13 protein-coding genes are annotated in these 24,084 nt (G+C 50.9%); 7 read left to right on the forward strand and 6 right to left on the reverse strand.

The window, feature by feature from the left end; genetic code table 11:
• Nucleotides 1-105 precede the first annotated feature (105 nt).
• Nucleotides 106-741: an acetyltransferase gene (locus tag EHT87_RS20155; RefSeq protein WP_124908466.1), complete on the reverse strand. Its 636-nt coding sequence runs from the start codon at nt 739-741 to the stop codon at nt 106-108.
• A gap of 114 nt (nt 742-855) precedes the next feature.
• On the opposite strand from EHT87_RS20155, the gene EHT87_RS20160 reads away from it, so the two are divergent.
• From EHT87_RS20160 to EHT87_RS20170, 3 genes are all read left to right on the forward strand, one after another.
• On the forward strand, nt 856-1,641 hold the full coding sequence (locus tag EHT87_RS20160; protein WP_124908467.1) for a UDP-2,3-diacylglucosamine diphosphatase: 786 nt from the start codon (nt 856-858) through the stop codon (nt 1,639-1,641).
• 76 nt (nt 1,642-1,717) lie between these two features.
• Nucleotides 1,718-2,980, forward strand: coding sequence for an exonuclease SbcCD subunit D C-terminal domain-containing protein (locus EHT87_RS20165; protein ID WP_124908468.1), 1,263 nt, complete (start codon nt 1,718-1,720; stop codon nt 2,978-2,980).
• Nucleotides 2,952-6,032 (forward strand): AAA family ATPase, encoded by a 3,081-nt coding sequence (locus EHT87_RS20170; protein WP_124908469.1) that lies wholly within the window; start codon nt 2,952-2,954, stop codon nt 6,030-6,032. Before EHT87_RS20165 ends, EHT87_RS20170 begins: the two co-directional genes overlap by 29 nt.
• A 102-nt stretch (nt 6,033-6,134) precedes the next feature.
• Here the strand turns inward: EHT87_RS20170 and EHT87_RS20175 are convergent, their stop codons facing one another.
• Together EHT87_RS20175 and EHT87_RS20180 are read right to left on the reverse strand one after the other, a co-directional pair.
• Complete coding sequence (locus EHT87_RS20175) at nt 6,135-6,965, reverse strand: enoyl-ACP reductase FabI (protein WP_124908470.1); 831 nt, start codon at nt 6,963-6,965, stop codon at nt 6,135-6,137.
• 109 nt (nt 6,966-7,074) lie between these two features.
• On the reverse strand, nt 7,075-8,448 hold the full coding sequence (locus EHT87_RS20180) for an RsmB/NOP family class I SAM-dependent RNA methyltransferase (protein WP_185716293.1): 1,374 nt from the start codon (nt 8,446-8,448) through the stop codon (nt 7,075-7,077).
• A gap of 288 nt (nt 8,449-8,736) precedes the next feature.
• Between EHT87_RS20180 and EHT87_RS20185 the strand changes: the two genes are divergently transcribed.
• The 4 genes from EHT87_RS20185 to EHT87_RS20200 all read left to right on the forward strand — a co-directional run bounded on the left by EHT87_RS20185 (nt 8,737) and on the right by EHT87_RS20200 (nt 19,029).
• Complete coding sequence (locus tag EHT87_RS20185; RefSeq protein WP_124908472.1) at nt 8,737-11,943, forward strand: SusC/RagA family TonB-linked outer membrane protein; 3,207 nt, start codon at nt 8,737-8,739, stop codon at nt 11,941-11,943.
• Between the two features lie 106 nt (nt 11,944-12,049).
• Complete coding sequence (locus EHT87_RS20190) at nt 12,050-13,501, forward strand: SusD/RagB family nutrient-binding outer membrane lipoprotein (protein ID WP_124908473.1); 1,452 nt, start codon at nt 12,050-12,052, stop codon at nt 13,499-13,501.
• Between the two features lie 721 nt (nt 13,502-14,222).
• Entirely contained in the window at nt 14,223-17,459 is a 3,237-nt protein-coding gene (locus tag EHT87_RS20195) for a SusC/RagA family TonB-linked outer membrane protein (protein ID WP_124908474.1), read from the forward strand.
• Between the two features lie 22 nt (nt 17,460-17,481).
• Entirely contained in the window at nt 17,482-19,029 is a 1,548-nt protein-coding gene (locus EHT87_RS20200; protein WP_124908475.1) for a SusD/RagB family nutrient-binding outer membrane lipoprotein, read from the forward strand.
• Nucleotides 19,030-19,135: 106 nt separating this feature from the next.
• On the opposite strand, the gene lon is transcribed toward EHT87_RS20200, so the two are convergent.
• From lon to rseP, 3 genes are all read right to left on the reverse strand, one after another.
• Nucleotides 19,136-21,655, reverse strand: a complete 2,520-nt coding sequence (gene lon, locus EHT87_RS20205; protein WP_124908476.1) for an endopeptidase La — start codon at nt 21,653-21,655, stop codon at nt 19,136-19,138.
• Between the two features lie 212 nt (nt 21,656-21,867).
• On the reverse strand, nt 21,868-22,452 hold the full coding sequence (locus EHT87_RS20210; protein ID WP_310587564.1) for a DUF6702 family protein: 585 nt from the start codon (nt 22,450-22,452) through the stop codon (nt 21,868-21,870).
• Nucleotides 22,427-23,764, reverse strand: coding sequence for an RIP metalloprotease RseP (gene rseP / locus EHT87_RS20215; RefSeq protein ID WP_124908478.1), 1,338 nt, complete (start codon nt 23,762-23,764; stop codon nt 22,427-22,429). Before rseP ends, EHT87_RS20210 begins: the two co-directional genes overlap by 26 nt.
• Nucleotides 23,765-24,084 lie beyond the last annotated feature (320 nt).

Consider the following 24,084-nt stretch of genomic DNA (forward strand, 5'->3'; position numbering starts at 1 on the left):
TGGGTTGTTACACAGAGTTGATCGGAGAAAATCAGAGTTAACCAGAGTTTAAATTAATTTTCTCTGATCAACCCTGATTTTCTCCGATCAACTCTGTGTAATAGCTCATCCAACTTTCTTCGCCGGATTACCGAACACTGTCGTTCCCGCTTCCACGTTCTCGATCACGACCGAACCCGCGCCAATCCGGGCATTTTTGCCAATCGTCACCCCGGCAATCACCGTTACGCCCGTGCCGATAAACGCGCCTTCCTCAATCGTGACCGCCGAATTAATGAAACTCCCCGTCCCGATGTGAACAAAATCGCCGAGTTTGGCCTGCGATTCGATGACCGAGCCCGACTGAATGATGCCATGCTGCCCGACTTCGGCGAAGGCGTTGATCACCACGCGGGCGGCAATCAGATTCCCGTGGCCGATCGTGGCCAGGGTCGAAATCGTGGCGGTATCGTGAATGGCGTTGACCGGTTGAACGTGCCGCCGGTCGTTGAGCATTTTGACCAGTTTTTTCCGAACGCGCGTATCACCCAGCGCCACGAAGGCTTCGCATTTCTGGCCGATGAGTTTTAGAAAACCGTCGTCGTCGGTTTCACCCAACACCGTCACATCCCCGAATTCCTTGCCGTGTAATTTTTTATCGTCATCCAGCAAACCGTAGACGACCACGCCGTTGCGCTGAAAAATATCCAACGCCGTGACGCCTAAGCTGCCTGCTCCCAGGATGAGTACCGGATTCTCCATAATTAATTAATTACATTAAGGTATTGTTAATAAACCGCATAACGGTCCCGAAAAGTTTGCAATCCGGTAAAATTGAGGAAATACCAGACTCATAATCAAACTGTATTTTCGGACATGAAAAACAACACTCATTTCCGAACGATCGTCATTTCGGATGTCCATTTGGGAACGAGCGGTTCGAAGGCAAAGGAAGTCACTGACTTTTTGAAGTACTACAGTTGTCAGAAATTAATTCTCAACGGCGACATCATCGACGGCTGGCAGCTGCGCCGGGGGGGCGAATGGAAAAAGAAACACACGGCGTTCTGGCGGGCGGTTTTGAAGGCGATGGACCGGCACGATACCCGGGTAATTTACCTGCGCGGCAACCACGACGATTTTCTGGACCAGATCATGCCGCTGAAACTGGGCAAATTCTTTTCCATCCGGAAAGATTACGTGCTTAATTCCGGCGAAAAGAAGTTTTACATTACCCACGGCGACGTTTTCGATACCATCACGACGCAGATGAAATGGCTGGCCTATCTGGGCGACATTGGCTACACGTTTCTGCTCTGGGTCAACAAATTTTACAACAACTACCGCGCCTGGCGGGGGCTTTCCTATTATTCGCTGTCGCAAAAAATCAAAAGTCGGGTGAAGCAGGCGGTGAGTTACATCTCGGATTTTGAAGAAAAACTGACCGAACTCGCCAAAGCCCGCAACTGCGACGGCGTGATTTGCGGCCACATCCACCAACCCGCCATCCGCCAGTTCGGCGAGTTGATTTACATGAATTCCGGCGACTGGGTCGAGTCGCTGAGTGCATTAGTCGAAGATCACGACGGCAACTGGAACCTCCTGTATTATAGCACCGAACTCGAAAAAGCCGAGTCGCAACCCGCCTTCTACCAAGCCTGATTCCTTATTTTCCACGTTTGATTTTCGCCAGCATCCGGTATTTTTCGCTAACTTCCGGTATTAGAAGCTCTGGCATATGAAAATTCTGCACACCGCAGACTGGCATTTAGGGAAACGACTTTACAAACACGAACTGCGCGACGATCACGTCCGGTTTCTGGACTGGCTGGCCGAAACGGTCGAAAGTCGGGAGATCGATGTGCTGATCATTTCGGGGGACGTTTTCGATACGACCAACCCCAACGACGGCTCGATGCAGTTGTATTACCAGTTTCTGACCCGGATGCTGCCGCTGGAACGCCGGATCATCATCACCGGCGGCAATCACGATTCGCCCAGCAAACTCAACGCGCCCCGCGAACTGCTGCGGCACCTGGACATTCACGTCATTGGCTGCACGACCGGCGATTGCACGGAGGAAGTCATCCGCCTGGCCACCGGCTCCATCGACCTGCTGGTGGCGGCCGTACCGTATCTCCGCGACAGTGACTTGCGGCAATCCATTTCGGGCCAGACCTACGAAGAGCGCATCGAAGCCGTGCGGATGGGCATCCGGAATCATTACGAACGCATTGTCGATCATTGTCAGACCGAATACCGCGACGTGCCGGTGCTGGCGATGGGTCATTTGTACGTCAATGGCGCCACGGTTTCGCCGGAAAGCGAACGGGAAATCCACGCCGTGGGCGGACAGGCGGCTTTTTCGTCCGAGCATTTCCCACCCGGTTTCGATTATGTGGCGCTGGGCCACATTCACGTACCGCAGCAGATTGGCGGTCTGGAAACCGTCCGCTACAGTGGCGCTCCGCTGCCGCTGAGTTTTGCCGAACGCGATAACCGGCATCAGGTGCTGGAACTGACCGTCGAAAACGGCAAGATCAAAACCATCGAATCCGTTGCCGTTCCGCATTTTCGCTCGTTACGGCAGGTCGCCGGAACGCTGGATGCGGTTCGGGAGATGCTGGAAAAGCTGGAAGAAACCGACGCCCTCGCCACGATGGTGGAAATCCGGGTGGAAGAAGAAAACGAGAGCCTGACGGTTCGGCAGCATTTTGAGCAGTTGCAGCGCGATTATGCCGAAGCGCCGTTTCTGATTGCCAAATCCCGGCTGATTTTTCGCAATAAATTAAAAGGGTTAGACTCGCTTTACGTGGCCGACACGCAGTTGCAGGATCTTTCGTACCTCGATGTGTTTGGCCGACGGCTGGATGCGTCGCAGGTGGAAGGCGATGAGCGGACGGCTCTTTTAGAAGCCTATAAAGAACTCTATCGTTTGGTTACGGAACAAGCAGCCCATCCTGTACTCCTGCATGAAAATCCGACAAATTCGCTTTCGTAACATCAATTCATTTTACGGCGAACACCCGCCGATTCAGTTTAACGAAGGGCTGCTGAACAGTACCGGCCTGTTTGTCATTGCCGGACCAACCGGAGCCGGAAAATCCACGCTGCTCGACGTCATTACGCTGGCGTTGTTCAACCGGGTGCCGCGGATTTCGGGCGGTATTTCCAACACCAGCATCATCGATGAAGGCATTCTGGTGAATCAGCAGGCGGCCCGCGAACCGGGAACGTTGGCTTATGCCGAAATTGAATACGAAGTCGGCGGCAAAGCGTACCGCTCGCGCTGGTCGATCAAGAAAAACCGCAACGGCAACTGGAATAACTACGAAATGGAAATTGCCTTTCTCCCCGAAGGGCAACCGGAAGGTCAGTTGTTACCGATCAAGGGGTTGAGTGAATTTCCGAAGAAAAACGAAGAACTCATTGGCCTGACCTACGACCAGTTTATCCGGTCGATTGTGCTGGCGCAGGGCGCGTTCGATCAGTTTCTGAAATCGCGGGCGGCCGAGCGGAGCAAGATGCTGGAACGGATCACCGGCACCGAAATTTACCGGCAACTGGGGCAACGGGCGCATCAGGTCAATAAAACCTACGACGAACGGATCAAAGAAAAACGGCAGGAAGTTGAGCTGATCAACGTGCTGACGGATGAGCAGGTCGAGGAACTTAAAACCCGGAAGAAAACCATTGATAGCCGGCTGGTTGACCTCGCCAAAGAAGTTGTTTATTACACGAACGAAGAAAAATACCGGCGGCAAATGGCCGACGCTGATCAGCAGCTTGCGGTTTTGACAAACCGGCAGAAAACGTCGGAAGCGAAAAAACAGGCGTTTGTGCCGGATGCGCTGCGGCTGCAACGCCACGAGCAGGTGGCCGATCTGGCCGCTCATTTTTCCGATATTGCCAATGCCGAACGCAACCGGAAAACCGCCGGACAGGACCAGGAAACCGCCCGCGACAACCTGCAAAATCTTGAAAAACAGCAGACGGTTTTGATCGACAAAGCGCAACAACTGACGCAGAAAACCGGGCTGACGGAAAAGTCGTTCGAGAAAGATCTGAACGATTTTCGGGAAACCGTGCTGGACTTGACCAACCGGTACCAGACCGAACGCGACAAAGCCAAACCGGCTTTCAACTCCATCAAAAAAGAACTGGAGAGTACCAAGCTCGACTGGTTCAAGTCGCTCGATGTGCGTGATGTCGATCAGATGACGGAGTTGGTCCGCGGGCGATTGCACGAGTTGAACGTTCAGCTGGTGCAGATTGAGCAGGAGTATGCCGCCCTCACGCCGGCTTCGATCCAAAACATATTAAACCAGTTGCTGGAACAGGACGGAAATCTGGCGGAACTGCGGACGTTGCTCATTCAGCAACAGGAACGCCTTTTGGACGGAACGACACTGAACGGAAAAATCAACGACCACACCGCTTTTCTGACCGAGCAGCAGAAACCGTTCGGGCAGTTGGCGGCTGAGGTGGAAGCGCTTCAGCTGAAAATTGACCAGTTGCAGAACACGAAACGACGGCTGGCCGAAGAAGCGGATCTGGAAGAACTCCGGAAGGCCTTGCAGGACGGCGAACCGTGCCCGTTGTGTGGTTCGCTGGACCATCCCTACGCCCAGCATTACATCAACCAGACCGGGAAGCTGGAACTGGAACTGCGACTGGCGACGAAAGATCTGGAACATAAGAAAAAGGAATACGACGCCTTGCAGGGTAAATTATTTAAAATTCAGTCGGAGCTCGAAACGTACTCGGAACAGCGGAATGTTCTGCGGAAAACCTATTCGGAAAAACGGAATTTCATTTCAAACCGGCTGACCACGCTCGCACTCGACCCGGACCTTTCGCCCGAAGAAATCAAGGATGCCCAGCAACTGATTCAGATTCAGCGGAAAGAACTGAACCAGATTCAAACGCTCTGGGAGGAAGAAAGTGTGTTGCGACGGCTTTCGGGCGATCTGGAAACCGTTCAGCAGAGCAAGAAACAGGCTGATTTGCTAAAAGCGCAAAAGGAGCAGCTGTTTGTGGGCGACGATGTGCGGTTTCAATGCGAACAGCTTGTGAATCAATATACTAGCATTCAGGCGAAAATCAGTTCTCAGCAAAGTTTGCTCGAAAAGGCAACCGCCACGTATGCCGATTCGGACAAAAACTACCAAACGCTGACTTCCGAATTGCAGCCGGTTTTGACGGAACGCGGTTTTTCGGATCTGGCCGACGCCCGCGCCTGTCTGCTCGAAACGTCAACGGTCCGGCACTTGCAGGATCTGAAAACCGCTCTGGAAAAAGAAGCCGACGAGATTATCCGGAAGCAAAACGAAGAAACCCTGAAACGCCAGGAAGCCGCCGAAGCCTGCCAAACCGCGATGCCGCTGGATGAGGTAACGGCAACGCTTCAGGCCACCAAAAAAGAGGAAGCCAGCGAGCGGGAAAATATCGGCTACTACAAACGACAACTGGAGGAAGACAAGGAAAAACGCCGGAGATTCAGGCAACTGACCAACGACCTCGACAAGCTCGAAACCGAAGCCCGGCCTTGGCGCGAACTGGACCGGCTCATCGGCAGTGCCAAAGGGGATGATTACAGCAAATTTGCGCAGGGCCTGACGCTGGTGCAGTTGATTGGACTGGCCAACCGCCGGTTGAAAGAGCTGTCGGACCGGTATCTGCTGCTAAAACCGCGCGACGGTCAGGATGAACTCTACGTCGTGGATCTATACCAGGGCAGCACGGAACGCTCGGTTTCGAGTTTGTCGGGGGGCGAAACCTTTACGCTCAGCCTGGCGCTGGCCTTGGGATTGTCCGATCTGGCTTCCCAGAACGTTCAGATTGAAAGCCTGTTTATCGATGAAGGCTTTGGCACGCTCGACCCGGATTCGCTCGATACGGCCATCGCCATGCTGGAAAAACTACAGCACGACAGCCAGAAAACCATCGGCATTATTTCCCACCGCCACGAGATCAAGGAGCGGATCAGCGTGCAGATTCAGGTGGAGAAAGGAATGGACGGTAATAGTAAAATCAATGTAATTGAGCTATAGTTCTGAACCGGGATTACGCAGATTAAAGGATTAACTATGACGTCTGACAAGCCGTTTTTAATCATATTAATCCTTTAATCTGCGTAATCCCGGTTCAGAATCTTACTGTTGCTGCTGGTGCACCTGCGTCAGTTTCACGGCCATATCTTCCGAAATACCGACGCTGGAGAAACCGCCGTCGTGCAGCAGATTCTGCATCGTGACCATGCGGGTCAGATCGCTGAAAAGCGTAATGACGTAATTGGCGCAGTCTTCGGCGGTGGCGTTGCCCAACGGAGACATGAGCCCGGCGTATTCGTAGAAAACGTCGAAACCGCCTACGCCGGAACCGGCCGTCGTCATGGTCGGCGACTGCGATACGGTATTGACCCGCACGTTTTTCAGTTTACCGTAGCGGTAGCCATAGCCCCGGGCGATGGACTCGAGGATGGCTTTGGCGTCGGCCATGTCGGTATAGAACGGAAACGTCCGTTGAGCGGCAATGTAGCTCAGGGCGACAAATGAACCCCACTCGTTGATGGCATCCAGTTTTTCGGCCGTCTGCATCATTTTATGAAACGACAGCGCCGAAACGTCGATGCTTTTCTGGTACCAATCGTAATTCAGATCGCCATAGGGTTTGTTCTTGCGGATGTTGGGGCTCATGCCGATGGAATGCAGCACGAAGTCGATTTTACCGCCCAAAACGTCCATTGACTTGGTATACAGGTTCTCAATGTCTTCTAAAGACGTCGCGTCGGCCGAGATGATTTCGGCGTCACATTGCTCCGCCAATTGTTTGATCGCACCCATTCGCATGGCTATTGGTGCGTTGGAAAGCGTGAACGTTGCGCCTTCTTCTTTCGCTTTCAGTGCTACTTTCCAGGCAATGGATTTTTCATCCAATGCTCCGGTGATGATTCCTCGCTTGCCTTTCAATAATCCGTAAGCCATGAATTGAGTTGCTTTTTTGGGTGATCGTGTCGATTCAGAAGAGGGCAAAGTAACTACTTTTTTTGCTGGAATGCCAATGCCAGAGCGGGCGCCGGGCCGGGTTTCAGGATCAATATTCCTTGATGTCCATCCGAATCCGCCATTCTTTCGGCAGGTAATTATTCACCCGATTGCCCACGCCTTTCACCCAGCCCAGATTCAATCCGTCGTAGCGGGCCAGGAGCCAGCCCTTCACCGGTTCGTTCAACACCAGGTTTTCTTTCTTGAAATACCGCAGGGCATCTTCTTTCGATAGTTCGATACCGGGCAGGTTTTCGGCCAGGGCGTTGCTCAATGCCAGCGCGTGCGACGGAATGAAATCATCGCCCTTGAACGTGCCCATCTCCAGGCCAAAACCTTTGTTGTGAAGGGCCGAATCCAGCATCCGCAGGTCGGCCGACAGGCTTTCCGGGAGGGCAAAAACGTCTTCGTTCGGTTTAACGTAAAACGAAAAAGCTTCCGGATTTTTCAGGAAAGGCTGCAAAACCTTGATCTGCCAGTTGCGAACCGGTTTTAAGGACCGGAACGACCGCGGAACGCCCATTTCGGGGCTGGAGCGTTGTTTCTTTTTGAAAATACTCAGAAAAAAACCTTCGCCTTTCACCCGGTGCGGATAGCATTGATAGCCCGTAACCTGGTTCTGGGTTCTTTCCAGAATTCCCCAGGAATCGGGCAGACTTAGCTTGATATTTTCAAAACCGTGCTGGCTGAGCCAGTCGGCATTTTGCCCATTTTCTTCTTCATTATACGTGCAGGTACTATACAGAAGCAGGCCGTCGTCGCACAGGAGGGGCGTGGCTGCCGTCAGAATCCGCTGCTGACGGGCGGCACAGAACACAACGCTGTCGGCCGACCATTCGAGCATGGCATCCGGATCTTTCCGAAAAAGCCCTTCGCCCGAACAGGGTGCATCCACCAGCACGACATCGAAAAAACCGTTCAGCGACTTGAAATCCTCCGGATCGTGGTTACTGACGACCACATTGGGATGGCCCCATTTCTCCAGATTCTCCTTCAAAACCGGTATCCGGCTGCGAATCACTTCATTACAAACCAGCAAACTGTCGGAGTTTAGCAAAGACGCCAGCAGGGTACTTTTGCCGCCGGGAGCCGCACACAAATCCAGCACCCGAAGGGGGCGTTTCAAACGGGCGGTTTGGCGCATGGCTTCGCTCACCAGCATGGAAGACGCTTCCTGAACGTAAAAGGCACCGGCCTGAAACAACGGATCAAGCGTAAATACGGGTCGCTCCGGTAAATAAAAACCTTCGGGACACCACGGTATGGGCTCCAGGTCTGCTGTCGGCAAAACGGCTTTCTGCGGATTGATCCGGATGCTAACGGGAGGAAGTTGCTGCAAAGCCGCGATGAAGGCCGGGTAATCGGCACCCAGTTGCTGCTCCATTTGATGCCGGAATTTCGCCGGTAAGGGGGTGTCACTCATTGGACAAATATATAATTTATCTGAGTTTTTCTCTTGAACCGGGAGAGCCATTGAATAGAATTTTAGTTGTTTGTAAAATTATTGTTAACAATATGTAACCATTTGATTGATAGGGATTTATGTGTTTTCCTCCAGGGCTTCCGGTCGTTATTTCTGGCGCATGCGAACTATTTTTACTTGTATTAGTGCCTTATTAACCATTGACAAAACAAAATTTTGTAGTAATTTCACTATACAAAATTAGTGTATTGCTAATTAGTGCATTGCTTCATTAACCTAACTAAGAACATGTTAAAGCGTTTACTTATTGCCTCACTGTGCCTATTCGGTACAGTTAGCCTCTCTTTTGCTCAATCCCGTACGGTTTCGGGAAAAGTGACCTCCGCAGAAGACAGCTCTCCACTCCCAGGTGTTAACATTGTGGTAAAAGGGACTTCCCGTGGTGCCAGTACCAACGCCAACGGCGAATATTCCCTGAGCGTTCCCGATGAGGCCGGAACGTTAACGTTTTCGTTTATTGGATTTAAGACGACCGACGTTTCAATTGGAAACCGCTCGACGGTTGATCTGGCATTGCAGCCGGATGCATCGACGCTTCAGGAAATTGTTGTGACGGCCCTCGGTATTTCGCGGGACAAGAAAGCGCTCAATTACGCGGTTCAGGAACTTAAGCAGGAAAAACTGAACATTGCCCGTGATCCGAACGTGGCCAACGCCTTAGCCGGTAAAATTGCCGGTGTTCAGGTTCTGGGGCAGTCAGCCGCCAAGTTTGGCAGTCCCAGCATCCGGATTCGGGGGGTCAACTCCCTGTCTGGCGGTGATCCGCTGTATGTGGTGGATGGAACACCAACCGACGTGAGCCAGGTCAATATGGACGATGTTGAAAACCTCTCGGTATTGAAAGGTCCTTCCGCAACGGCTTTGTACGGAAACCGGGCCTCGGCCGGGGTTATCGTGATCACGACCAAACGCGCCAAAGCGGGCGAAACCCGGCTGGACTTCAACCACAGTACGACGCTGGACATGGTTGGGATGCTGCCAAAATACCAGAATGAATACGGCGGTGGTTATTCGCAGGAGTGGGAAACGTTTCAGTTTGATCCGAAACTTCACCCGGCCGACTGGGCGTCTTTCAATGGACAGAAAATTCTGGATTACTCAGCCGACGAAAGCTGGGGACCCCGTATGGATGGTTCGCCCCACCGTTCGGCTTTCTCGTGGCAGCAGGGACCGGAATTTGGCCAGCTGACCCCCTTCTCTCCACACCCGAATAACGTACGTGATTTCTTCGCCAAACCGATCAGCAATAACACGAACATTGCTTTTTCACGGGGCACGGATGCTTTCCAAAGCCGGATTTCGTATACGCACATCATCAATAACGGGATTGTGCCCAATTCATCACAGACCCGCGACTTTGTGAGTGCCAAGAATACAATCAAATTTGGCGATAAGTTGTCGGCCAATCTGAACATTAATTATACGGCATTCCAGACGAACAATTTGCCGGCTGACCGGTATGGCTCAACGGGGGGGACAACGCCTTCCAACAGCCCGATCGGTATTTCGAATGCAACGCTGAACGGTTATAACCAGACCATTGGTTCGTTCAACCAGTGGTTCCAGCGGCAGCTTAACATGGATGATCTGCGCAATTACAAAAACCCGGATGGTACATTCCGGAGCTGGAACATTGGCAGCCCCACCGATCCGCGTCCGAAATACTGGGATAGCCCTTTTACGCAGGTGTATGAAAATACGAACAGCAACCGCAGCGACCGGCTTTTTGGTGACCTGGGGCTGACGTATCAGTTTACGCCTTTCCTGAAAGCATCGGCTACGGTGCGTCGTGATCAGAACTATTTCACGCAGGAATCACGCGTTGCCCAGGGCACGCTGAATGCGGGTGGTCAGGGAGCCTACGCAACCTTAGGATCAAGTTCGCGTGAAAATAACTACGAATTTCTGGCCAGCTATAACCGGGAGTTTACGAACCTGTCGGTCGTAGCGAACGCCGGTGGTAACATCCGCTACAACCGGATCGACGGTCAGTTCCAGGCAACGGTTGGGGGACTTTCGGCTCCGAACTTCTACAACATTGCCGCTTCGATCGACCGGCCGCTGTCGAATAATTACCTGTATGAGCGCCAGGTAAACAGTGTTTTTGGAAACGTGAGCCTTGGCTACAAGGACTTTATATTCGTGGAGGCATCCGTTCGGAACGACTGGTCGTCGACCTTACCGAAAGCGAACAACTCCTATCTGTATCCGTCCCTGTCGGCCGGTCTGGTGTTCTCGGAGCTGATTCCCCAGAACAGCATTCTGTCATACGGTAAAATCCGCGCCGGTTATGCGCAGGTTGGTACGGACGTAGGTCCCTATCAGACGGCGTTGGCCTACAACTCCGGTGTGCCTTATTCGAGCAATGCTACGCTGGCGCTGCCGACCCTTTTGCCGAACGCCAGCCTGCAACCGGGTTTGTCGTCCTCCTATGAAGGCGGTATTGACCTGCGTTTCCTGAGCAATCGCCTGGGTTTTGAATTTACGGCGTACCGGAATGACAACAAAAATCAGATTATTCCCGTGCCGGTTACCCCAACCAGTGGCTATACCAATGCCGTTATCAACGCCGGTTTGATTCAGACGAGTGGTCTGGAACTGCACATTAATGCCGTTCCGGTACGGTCGGCTTCCGGTTTTACGTGGGAGTTTGATATTAACCTGGACCGCAACCGTTCGAAAGTTGTCAAACTCAGAGAAGGGTTGACCAACTACCAGATCGACGGACCGCAATGGCGTACGCTGACCCTGAACGCCCGCGAAGGTGAAGACTGGGGCTTGCTGGTTGGCCAGGGAATCAAGAAAGATGCGAACGGGAATAAAATGGTATACGGTAGCGGTACGAATGCCGGTTTATACATCAAGGAAGAAAACGTACCGCTGGGTTCGGTTTTGCCGAAGTTCAAAGGAGGCTGGTTGAACACGTTCACCTACAAAGGCGTGTCGCTGCGGGTCAATGCCGATTTTATTGCCGGTGGAAAATTCTTCTCGACCACCAAAATGTTCAACGCCGGTTCGGGGCTTAGTGCCGAGACGGCCGGTCTGAACGAACTGGGCAAACCGAAACGCGATGACCCGGCAACGGGTGGCGGTATTCTGCTGGAAGGAGTAACCGAAGATGGCAAGCCGAACACCACGCGGGTCGATGCCCAGAATCTGTACGAAAACTGGCTGTTTGCGCTGAACGAAAACTGGATTTACAGCAAGTCGTATATCAAACTGCGGGAAGTATCGCTGGGGTATAATTTCCCGAAAAGCATGCTGGGTAAATTCATTAAATCCGCCAACGTTTCGCTCATTGCCCGCAATCCGCTGTTGATTTACAGTGCGATCGGTGGTGGTATCGACATCTCGGAATCAGAGACGCTTTGGTATGAAGGCGGGCAGTTGCCGCCGGTTCGTTCGTTCGGTATTAACCTGCGGTTAGGCTTGTAAAAAGGCGAATTAAAGGATAAAAAAAGCATTCGGATTTTCGTTAAAAAAGTACGGGCTTCTTATCCTGAACTATCAAATCACAACAAACAGTCCAAAACAGATCATCATGAAATTGTATAAATCCATTCTTTTTGCAGGCCTGATGCTGACAACAGTCGCCTGTAAAGACTTTGAGGAAATGAACGTAAACCCAAACAGTCCGTTGTTACCCAACACGGCCAGTTTGTTTACGAATGCCATGCGGACGGTTGGAACGATAAACAGCCAGGTTGGACCGGCTGGGTTCAACATCACACCGGCTTTATACGTCCAACAGTTTTCGGATGTAACGTATATTGAGGATTCACGGTATAAAACGATCAATTTTAGCTACAACGGTTTATACGCCGGGCCACTGGTCAACCTGCAAGCCATTATCGATCAGAATACCAATGCCGCTACGAAAGCCAGTGTAGCCGCCTACGGGTCGAACAACAACCAGATTGCCATCGCCCGGATTCTGAAAGCGTACATTTTTCAATGGATTACCGACCGCTGGGGTGATATTCCGTATTCGCAGGCTTTGAAAGGTGATCAGAACTTCTCGCCGGCATTCGATAAACAGCAGGATATTTACAACGACCTGTTTAAAGAATACAAAGAAGCCGCGGCTCAGTTTGATGCCGGAACAGCCGTGAAGGGTGATATTCTGCTGGGCGGAAGTGCGGCCCGCTGGAAAAAGTTTGCCGCCACCCAGCGGATGCTGGCTGCGCTCCAACTGTCGAAAGTTGATCCAACAAAAGGCAAAACCGAATTTGCTGCGGCTGTGGCCGCCGGGGTGCTGGCATCGAATGCCGACAATGTTAAGTACACCTTTCTGGCGGATGCCAACAACGAAAATCCGTTGTATACCAACTACGTACGGAGCAACCGGAAAGATTTTGCGGTCAGCAGCACGTTTGTCGATTACCTCAAGAAAGTGAGCGATCCTCGTCTGCCGTATATAGCGGCTCCCAACCAGAAAGGCGAATTTGTCGGTGCTCCGTATGCGGTTTTCCCGGCAGCAGGTCCCGCTCAGAACTTCTCGCTGGCTGCGTCAACCGTTTCGGCGCAAAACGCCCCGGCCAATATCGTTACGTATGCGGAAGTGCTGTTTGCTCAGGCCGAAGCGGCCAAACTGGGCTGGATAACGGGCGATGCCAAAGCGTTGTACGAATCGGCTATTCAGGCTTCGTTGCAGCAGTGGATGGGTGCAAACTACACTGAAGCGGCTTACAAAACCTACATCGCCCAGCCGGATGTCGCCTATACGGACGCCAAAGGAATCGAGCTGATTGCGACCCAACGCTGGATTGCTTTGTTCAATCAAGGAACATCAGCCTGGAACTCATGGCGCCGGACGGGCTTCCCGGTGCTGAAACCGGCGGCTTCGCCATTAAATGGCGGCACGGCCATTCCCCGTCGTCTGGCCTATCCGGTTTCGACCGAAGGAACGCTGAACACGACTAATTACAATGCCGTTATTGCCAGCCAGGGGAAAGACGATCAGTATACCCGGGTTTGGTGGGATAAGCCATAAGCAGACTTCGTAGAAATAGTACATTTCAAGGCTTCCTCTCCGCACGTGCGGAGAGGAAGCCTTTTTTTATGTACGGCTGCTTGCCGCCGTTTCGAAAATAGCTAAAGTTCAATTATTTCTTAAATTAAGAATTGGTCAACATAGGATTTTACGATTATATAAGATGGGCGAATAAAATTTTGGTAGTAACAATATAGGCTGATATTATATTTTGTATATTGGCGGTTATTATTCATTAACCTAGGCTAAAACATGAAAAAAACTTTACTACTTAACGGGTTGTGCCCCGCCGGTACAATAGCCGAATCTCCTCCTCAGTTAAGACCCTTACCGGAGAAACTCAGTTCCGGAACGAATGACTCTCTTTTGCCGGCCCGTAGTAGTGGGCACGTAAGCACACTTTTTACCAACAGTACCGATAACCCGTGCATTTAAAGCCAACGGTCTGTAGTCCAGCCGACTCGGATGGCGTTGACTTGGCGTAGATCCGGGTTAGCCGGGCGTGCGGGTTGCCTGCGCTGGGTATAAACCGATACCGGGCCGCAGCGCAATAGCCACAAACGGGGCTGTCGGGTTGGGGTGCCCTGTGGAATCTGTACCAGTATCGCATTCACGAATACCTGTTGTATACCGAGCGCGGCATTTTCCGGGATGCTGTTGCCGTAAAAAATTGCGATTTGCTTTTCCTTTTTTAATTAACCAAACTAACTATAGTCCTATTATGAAAAGATTTCTACTCAGTAGCTGGCTACTGTCTTTCGTGTTCTGTTTGCCTTTATTGGCGCAGGATATCTCCGTATCGGGCCGAATAACTGCCGCTGAAGACGGTTCTCCCCTTCCCGGCGTGAACGTTGTCATTAAAGGTTCTACGAAAGGAACCACGAGTAGCAGTGATGGAACGTATCAGATTAGTGTTTCGAAAGGGACGGTTTTGCAGTTCAGCTTTATTGGTTTCCTCAATCACAGCGTTACCATCGAAAACCAGACCAAGGTTGACGTAGTAATGAAATCTGATGTGTCTCAGTTACAGGAGATTGTGGTGACGGCCCAGGGCATCCGGAAAAACCAGCGGGAAATCGGCTACGCGTATTCAAAAGTAAGCACCGAAGACGTTACTGTAGGCCGTTCTCCCCAACTGGCGCAGGCGCTTTCGGGAAAAGTAACGGGTCTGGCGGTTTATAACGTCAATAACAGCGTCGATCCGGCCGTAAAGGTCGTTTTACGGGGCTATCGTTCATTGACGGGTAATAACGAAGCCCTCGTGGTTCTGGACGGTATGCAAACTACCTCAACGGTGTTGGCGATCATCAACCCGAATGATATCGAGAGCATCTCGATCCTGAAAGGTGGCCAGGCGGCAACCTTGTACGGATCGGCCGGTATCAACGGTGCATTGATCATTACCACCAAGCGGGGGGCTAAAGGAAAGCTGAAAGTCTCGTATTCGAACAGTACGAACTTCGAACAGATCAGCTTCATGCCCAAGCTTCAGGATCAGTTTGGCTCCGGTTCGCACTATGCCACGTCTTTTGGTGGCGCGGGTTATAAAACCGACTACCTGGAGCGGATGAAAGACAACTGGCGCTCGTACGAAAACCAGCAGTATGGTGACCGGTTCGATGGCTCCATGCGGATGCAGGGCCGGACCACGGAAGATGGCGGACAATATATGCTGCCTTATTCGGCCATCAAAAATGCCCGCCGGAAAGCGTTCGATACCGGTATATCGATGAACAATCAGGTTAATTTTTCCGGGGGCGACGAAACCAGTTCGTTCTACATGTCGATTGAAAATCAGTCTGTGCACGGGATTGTACCGCATGATAAAAGCGATCGGACCGGTGCCCGTTTGTCGGCTACCAAAGAATACGGCAAGTTGACGACCAGCTTTAACGCGGCTTTTACTCAGGCAGCGTATGACCGGACCTCAGCGGATTTCTACAACGACGTGCTGAACCAGCCGGCCAACCTGCCCTTGAAAGACCTGCGCGACTGGCAGACCAACCGGTTTGCTAACCCGAACGGTTTTTATAACGATTATTACAACAACCCGTATTTCAATGCCGATAACCAACGGATGAAGTATAAGGATGCCAACTTGAACGGGAATGTAAGTTTGATATTCAAGCCGACGCCCTGGTTGATGTTTACCGAGCGCTTGGGGGTAATGAACAATTCACGGACGGGTAAAAATACCACGGGTAAATTTCTGTATTCTGACTGGGCAAAAACCAAGGCCTTCATTCCGGCTCCCTTCTACCGGGATGGTGACGGCACGGGTGTTTACCGCGCCATCACCGACCAACTCGGTTCTGTTTTGGACTATTCAGGGACGGAAAACGTCGTCAATAACGAATTCCTGATTCAGTTGACGAAAGATTTTGGCCCGCTCTCGAACAAATTGATTCTGGGAAACAGCGTTTACCAAAAAACAACCAAAGCCATTGGGGTCGGCTCAAGCTCAATCGTGGTGCCGGATGTGTATAACGTAGCCAACCGCCAGGGCGAATTGCAGGGGGGGGAAATCAGCTCACAGGAACGCCGGTTTGGTTACTACGCTGACTTAACCATGAATTACAAAAACTGGCTGATTCTGAACGGTACATTCCGTTTCGATGCGACGTCCCGGTTCTACAAGCCCACCCGCGCAGCCAACACCTGGTCGTATCCGTACTACGGCGCGGCCCTTTCGTTCATTGCAACCGATGCGTTTCCTACGCTTAAAAGCAATGTGCTGAACTACGCCAAAATCCGGTTGAACGCCAATAAAAATGCCAATGACAACATTCCGTTATACGGCCTGGATCTGGCGTATAACAACGGCGCAAACTTCCCCTATGGCAACGTAGTTGGTCTGTCGGTTGGTAACGTGTTGCCCGATGCCAACTTGAAACCGGAGATTGTTTACTCTACCGAAATCGGTGGTGAGTTCCAGTTGTTCAACAACCGTGTCAACATCGACGTATCGGCCTATTCGCAAACCTCAAAAGGACAGGTGATTACCGTTAAAGTCCCGAACTCGACCGGTTTCAATAACCTGTTGATTAACGTAGGTGAAACCAAAAACTGGGGATACGAGGCCGAACTGAAGTATCTGATTGCCAGAGGAGGCAAGTTCTCCTGGGATGCCAGCGTTCGGTATTCCTACAACGATAACAAAGTGGTTGACCTGTATCCGGGCGTGAATGAATTCCAGCTCAATAATACGTTTGCGTATGCCAATACGAACGTAATTAAAGGCTCACGGTTCCCGATGCTGAAAACCGATGGATACCAGTATGCTCCGGATGGTTCAGGCCGCGTATTGGTGAACTCAACAACCGGTTATCCCCTGCGGAATGCAGCTTTATCAACGCAAGGCGGGGTGTTACCACGGCATATTGCCGGTTTGGGATCGAAAATGGAATACGGCAATTTTGGCTTTACGTTCAACTTCGAGTATCGCGGTGGCAATTATATGTTTAGCGACTTAGGCCGTCAGATGACCTTCACCGGAACCGGTAAATGGACCGAAGACCGCACACCCCACATTTACCCGAACTCGGCGTATCTGGATACGGACGGCAAAACCGTCGTTCCGAACACGACAGTCAATGTCCGCGAGGCTGAATACGGACTCTGGGTTGATAACTACCGGCTGATCTCCGAGAACTTCGTGGCACCGGGCTGGTTTATCAAACTGCGGGATATCAACCTGTCATACCGCCTTCCATCCAATCTGCTGACGAAGACGAAGTTCCTGTCCGGTGCCAGCATCTCCATTTACGGACGGAATGTGTTCACCATCGTGGATAAACTCAATTATTACACGGACCCTGAGTTTAGTAACGTAGGGAACCAGGCTCCGGGTGCTACCGCCATTCCGGGTATGACCACCGCCAATAGCGTGGGTATCAACACAACCGGCCAGACTCCGCCCGTGCGGCAGTATGGGGTAAACATCAACCTTACATTTTAGTACTCACTGAAATTGTCTTGACATGAAACTAAAATCATTCTTCATATTTGCCTTTGTGGCCTTCCTTGGCAGTGCCTGTAAGGAATCTTTTCTGGATATCAATACCAATCCGAACGTATTGCCAACGGCATCGCCCAGCTTTGTATTCACAAATGCCTTGAATACGACGGCTACGAACCTGAACGGAAATAGCGCAACCGGAAACCAGCCCAACGAAGTGGGCTCCTACTGGTCGGGCCAGTGGTCGCAGGGAAATGGGTATATTATCAATACAACCATTTTTGCCTACAACTTTACCAATGGTGATTTTACGTACTGGGATGCCTACTACGATAACCTGGAAGATTACCAGTATGTAATCAACAATGCCGATGCCAACAACCAGAAATACCTGAAAGGCCCGGCTAAGGTAATGAAAGCCATGTTGTATCAACAGTTGGTGGATATGTATGGCAACTTACCGTATACCGAAGCGTTGAAAGGTGGTGAAGTGCTGGCGCCAAAATTCGATGATCAGAAGGTGGTTTATGAGTCGCTGATTACGCTGCTGGATGAAGCGATTGTCGATTTGAAAGCCAATCCCTTTGCCAGCGCCTTTACGGGGTCCGATATCGTCTTCAAAGGCAGCACTACCAAATGGGCCCAGTTTGCCAATTCGATAAAGATGCGGATTCTGATTCGCCAGTCTAAAGTGGCAGGAAAAGAAACCTATATCAAGACCGAAATCAATAAGATTGTAACTGAAGGTTCGGGCTTTATTACGGGTGAAGATGTCGGTGTGGGCGGGCCTTCTTTCTTTTTGGCCACTGCCGGAAAGTTGAGCGGGGTTTACGACCGCTGGGGCTACGACGCCAATGGGGCCAAAAGAGCCCTGAACAACTTCCCGCGTCCCACCAAGTTTTTGATCGATGGGCTGAAAGCCGCCGGCGACACCCTGCGGATGAAGCGGATTGCTTATGCCAATGGGGGAGAAAATGGAACCGTGCCGGGCACAAGTGTGCAAAAAGAAATCTCGGCAAATTACTCCGGTACGCCCTTCGGCGTTAGTTCAGGCTATTTACCCGCCAACACCACATCGTTAGGGCCCAGCCTGATTGTGAAGGGAGAATTCAACCGCCCGTCGATTCTGATGACTGCCACGGAGATTCAATTCCTGCTGGCTGAGGCTAAACAACGGTTTACCGATGTCACACTGCCGGGAACTGCTAAATCGTATTTTGAAGAAGGCATTGTGCAGTCGTTCCGCATTCTGGGCGCAAATGTTGCCGGTGCTGCGGCTTTCAAGGGAAGCAAGATCGAAAACTACGATTGGGATGCGTCTACGAATAAGCTGACGGCCATCGCGATTCAGAAATGGATTGCCCTGACAAACTTCAGCGGGCTGGAAGCCTGGACAGAATACCGCCGGACCAACCTGCCGGTTCTTCCGCAAAGTGTTCAGGTAGCGGATGCCAAACGCCCGGTCCGGTTCTATTATCCGAATACCGAGTCGGGTTCGAACGGTGCCAATGTAACGGCCCAGGGCACAATCGATGCCTTTAGCACGCGCCTGTTCTGGGATGTCGATTAAAATAAAAGGAACTAGTTAGGTTAAAAAAGGAAGGAGGTCGTCAATTGACGACCTCTCTTTTTTGCCCGGCTCAGTAAAAACAAGAAATTTCAACTGGTCACTTCGATCACAAAACCGTCACGGTGGTCGGAACGGGTTCGCTCTCTTTTTCTTTCTCCTTAGGAAACACAAACTTCATCGGTTTGGAAACCTGTTGGGGCAGCAGCGCCGTTTCCAGCACCTGATCGACCGTATCGACGTAATGAATGGTCAGGTCTTTGATGTAATTCTGGTTGATTTCCTCCACGTCTTTCCGGTTTTTCGAGCAAAGCAGAATTTCCCGCACACCCGCCCGGTTGGCCGCCAGAATTTTTTCTTTGATACCGCCCACCGGCAGCACTTTTCCGCGCAAGGTGATCTCGCCCGTCATCGCCAGATAAGGCCGAACCTTGCGTTGGGTGAAAATCGACGCCATCGACGTCAGCATCGTAATGCCCGCCGAAGGACCGTCTTTCGGTACTGCGCCGGCCGGAACGTGAACGTGCAGATCGTAGTGATTAAAGACATTGTAGTCCAGCCCAATCTGGTCAGAATGCGCTTTCAGATACGACAACGCCGTTACCGCCGATTCCTTCATGACATCGCCCAACTGACCCGAAAGCGTCAGGTTGCCCTTGCCACGACTCAGGCTCGACTCGATGAACAGAATTTCGCCACCGACCTGCGTCCAGGCTAAACCGGTTACAATACCGGCAATATCGTCGTCGGAATACAGATCGCGGTCAAAAATTTCGGCCCCCAGCATTTTCAGAACATCCGCCGGTTTGATGGTTTTCGGATAGTCTTCTTCCAGCGCAATGGATTTGGCGATCTTGCGAACCAGTGCGCCAATTTTCTGCTCCAGATTCCGAACGCCGGACTCGCGGGTGTAGCTTTCAATGATCCGCTGAATGGCCTTATCATCGACCATCAGATCTTTCGGTTTCAGTCCGTGTTCTTTCCGCTGTTTCGGAATGAGGTATTTTTTGGCAATCTGAATTTTCTCTTCAACGGTATAACCGGTCAATTCGATGATTTCCATCCGGTCGCGCAGGGCCGGGTGAATCGTGTCGAGGGAGTTGGCGGTTGCAATGAACAATACCTTTGATAAATCGTATTCGACTTCAAGGTAATTATCAATAAACGTCGAGTTCTGCTCCGGATCGAGTACTTCGAGCAAGGCCGACGACGGATCGCCCCGAAAATCGGAGCTCACTTTGTCGATTTCGTCCAGAATAAAAACCGGGTTTGAAGAGTCGGATTTCTTGATATTCTGGATGATTTTGCCGGGCATGGCACCAATGTACGTTTTCCGGTGGCCGCGAATTTCGGCTTCATCATGAACACCACCCAACGCCATCCGGATGTATTTGCGGCCCAGGGCTTTGGCAACCGACCGTCCAAGCGACGTTTTTCCGACGCCCGGAGGGCCATACAAACACAGAATTGGTGCTTTCATGCCTTCGTACGCCCGATCATTTTTCAGTTTCAGAACGGCCAGGTATTCAATCATCCGTTCCTTCACTTTTTCAAGACCAAAGTGATCGCTGTCCAAGACTTTCTGTGCCCGTTTCAGGTCAAAATTATCTTTTGAATATTCATTCCAGGGCAGGTCAACCATCAACTCGATGTAATTCATCGTCACCGGATATTCGGGTGCCATCGGGTTGATCCGTTGCAGTTTATTCAACTCCTTATCGAAGTGAGCCTGCACCGCCGGGGTCCATTTTTTACGGGCCGCCCGCATCCGGACTTCTTCCAGATCGCGGTCGGGGCTGTCCATGCCGAGCTCATCCTGCAACACCTTGATTTGCTGACGCAAGAAATAATCGCGCTGCTGCTGATCAATGTCCGAACTGGCTTTGGTCTGAATCTCGCGTTTGAGTTCGAGCAACTGGATTTGCCGCAGCATGAATTCGAGCAGCAGAGTGGCCTGTTGGGCGCCCTCGGTCGTTTCCAGCAATTTTTGCTTGTCGGCTACTTCGCCTTCAATATTCGACGATAGAAAATGCATCAAAAACATGGGGCTTTCGATGTTATCCAGCGCGATTCGGGCTTCCTGGGGAATTTCCGGGTTTAACCGCAAAATTTTATACGCCGATTCTTTCAGCGATTGAATCAGTGCTTTCGACTCTTTCCGGTTTGGGCTCGGAAAATGGTCGTCGATCTGGCGGACGTTGGCCGTCAGATACGGTTCTTCCTGGAGGAAATTAACGATTTCAAATCGTTTTTTGCCCTGAATAATGATGGTAATGTTTCCATCGGGCAACGTAATCATCTTGATAATGTAGGCAACCGTTCCCAGGCGGTAGAGGTCATCAGCCGTCGGCTCGTCTTTCTGTTGGTTCGACTGGGCCACGACACCGATGATGCGGTTTCCTTTGTACGCTTTTTTGACCAGTTTAATAGACTTCTGCCGCCCCACCGTTACCGGAATGACCATACCCGGAAAAAGGACGGTATTCCGTACAGGTAAGATCGACAGGTCGTTCGGTACAATATAGTCGTCGTCGGCATCATCCGCTGACCCCAGCGGAACAATTTCGAGATTGTCCAGATCCGACTCCGCCAACCACAATTGGGTATCATATTTACTGTTTACACTCATAATCAGGTGCCTGCCAAACTGACAGTCTTAATGTATCACACAGGCTTAATAGGTACTAAGAAACAAAGATTGATAACTAGCGCAAGGGGTATGCCAAACGTCTGGTGTGCAAAAAACAGGCAGAATTGTCTGTATCGATACAAGTAACAAAAAAGCAAATGAAACTCAAAACGTACAGAAGACCAATACCGTGACCTAATGATAACCAGTTGCTACCAGGTCAATACCTGCTGCGAATTACTTTTCTTAAACAGGACGGTTTTCTTCTCCGACTTATACGTCACATTGACTAAGTTCATCTGATCATCGTGCAAATCCATCAGGAGCGACTGTTGCAGCAAACTACCCTCAATCGGTTCGGTATAAGGAATTTCGATATAAATCCAGGTGGCATCCACTTCCTGTTCTTTTCCGAGAAAACGATACGGTTTTCGTTGATGCTGAGCGTTCGTCAGGTTGAAGTGCTTGCGGATGTAGCGTTCAACCAGTGGTCCATTGGCGTCTTTATCACTGAGCCGCACCCGCTGGTTGTTATTTTCCTTCGTTAGCACATCTTCCAGATCATCCGTAAACACCCGCAGGCTCACCTCAAATGCCTTTTCAGCCGTATTATACTGCATTTGCGTGATGCTGGTGTGTACCGGGTGCGCCGGTCGGCTGGCAGTAAGTAATAAAAAAGTTATTACACAGAGTTGATCAGAGAAAATCAGAGTTAAAAAAGACTTTTCCCTGATAAACTCTGATTTTCTCTGATCAACTCTGTGTAATAACTTAAAAAACCGCTTTAAATACATCATTGAAGATTGCAAACGCCATCAAACCCAGCAGAATAACCATACCAACCCGTTGCGCTCCTTCCAGAAACCGGTCAGAGGGCTTACGGCCCGACACGATTTCGTAGAGCAGCAGCGTCGAGTGGCCACCGTCCAGTGCCGGAATAGGCAGGGCGTTCATGAAGGCCAGCGCCATCGACAACAGGCCCGTTACAAACCAGAAGCGATCCCACTCCCAGATGCCTCCGAACAGATTCTGCGCAATTCCAATGGGGCCGCTCAACGCCTTTGAGGCCGAAACATCGCCCCGGAAAATCTTGCCAAATCCTTTGATGTTGTCATAAACTACACCAAAAGCCTGTTCCGTACCTTTCGTAAGGGCCTGGCCAAAGGTATAGTCGATGTGCGTTTTCTTCAGGAGCGTTTCGGCACCAAAACCGATCTGGCCTTTGTCCGTAACGGTTGTTTTGAGCGTAACCGGCTGACTTACAGCGGGTCGTTGTACGGTGAGCGTAATGGGTTTGTTGACATTCGCTTTTACAATTTCCTGAAACTCGTGATAGAAGCGCGTTGGCTTGCCATTGACGGCGGTGATGACATCGCCTTTTTTCAAGCCCGCCTTTTCGGCCGGCATTCCCGGAACCAGTTCACCAACCCGGAATGGCTGAATCGCTTCGATAAACTGACCGGCATTTTTCTTGTCAGATAGTTTATCGATAAAATCGTTCGGAATATCGATCGTGACCTCTTCAATTTTTCCGTCGGCCCCTTTCCGCTCCACGGTATAATAACTATCGGAACCCAGAAAGACTTCCGAACTACGGACGTCGCTGAAATCTTCAAACGGTTTTCCGTTGATCCGAACGATTTTATCGCCCGTTTTCAGGCCAATGCCTTTGGCTAAATCGTAGGCTACAATACCGTATTTGGCATCACGGGCCGAAAGATACGTTTCGCCATTTTTGTAGGTCAGGGCAACGAAAATAACAATACCGGTGATGATGTTGATGATAATACCGCCCAGCATGACGATCAATCGCTGCCAGGCCGGTTTCGAGCGAAATTCCCAGGGTTGCGGTTCGTGCTGCATCGACTTCGTGTCGAGCGACTCATCGATCATGCCCGTAATTTTTACAAAACCGCCGAGCGGGATTGCCCCAAGACCATATTCGGTGCCACCCCGTTTGATGCTCCAGACCTTCGGCGGAAAACCGATGAAATACTGCTCCACCCGCATGCCGAACGCTTTTGCTGCTAATAAGTGCCCCAACTCGTGCAGACCAACTAAAATTGACAGGCCCAAAATGAGCTGTCCGGCCATGATTGCTATTTCCATTCGTCTAAACTGTGATTAGTGCATCGGCAAACCGACGGCTTTCTGTAATTGATTAAGATTTGTTTTTTATGGCTACCGTTTTTAGATTTCCAAGCGTAGCGGAGGCCGAAAATGGCCGAACAGAGCTAAAGCTCTCCACTAAATCACACCGGAATTCCTGTTTGAACAGCAGCCTAACGGTATCCTTCACGGCTGACCGTTGTTTTTCTTTTTAAACACCTTCAGCAGCACGAAGCCAATGACCAAGCCAATGATAAACCAAACCCAAAAGTCCATATACCAATAACGCTGAGCGATGGAAAAATTTCCGAAAATTCGCT

It is taken from the genome of Larkinella knui (assembly GCF_003858645.1).
GTDB lineage: Bacteria > Bacteroidota > Bacteroidia > Cytophagales > Spirosomataceae > Larkinella > Larkinella knui.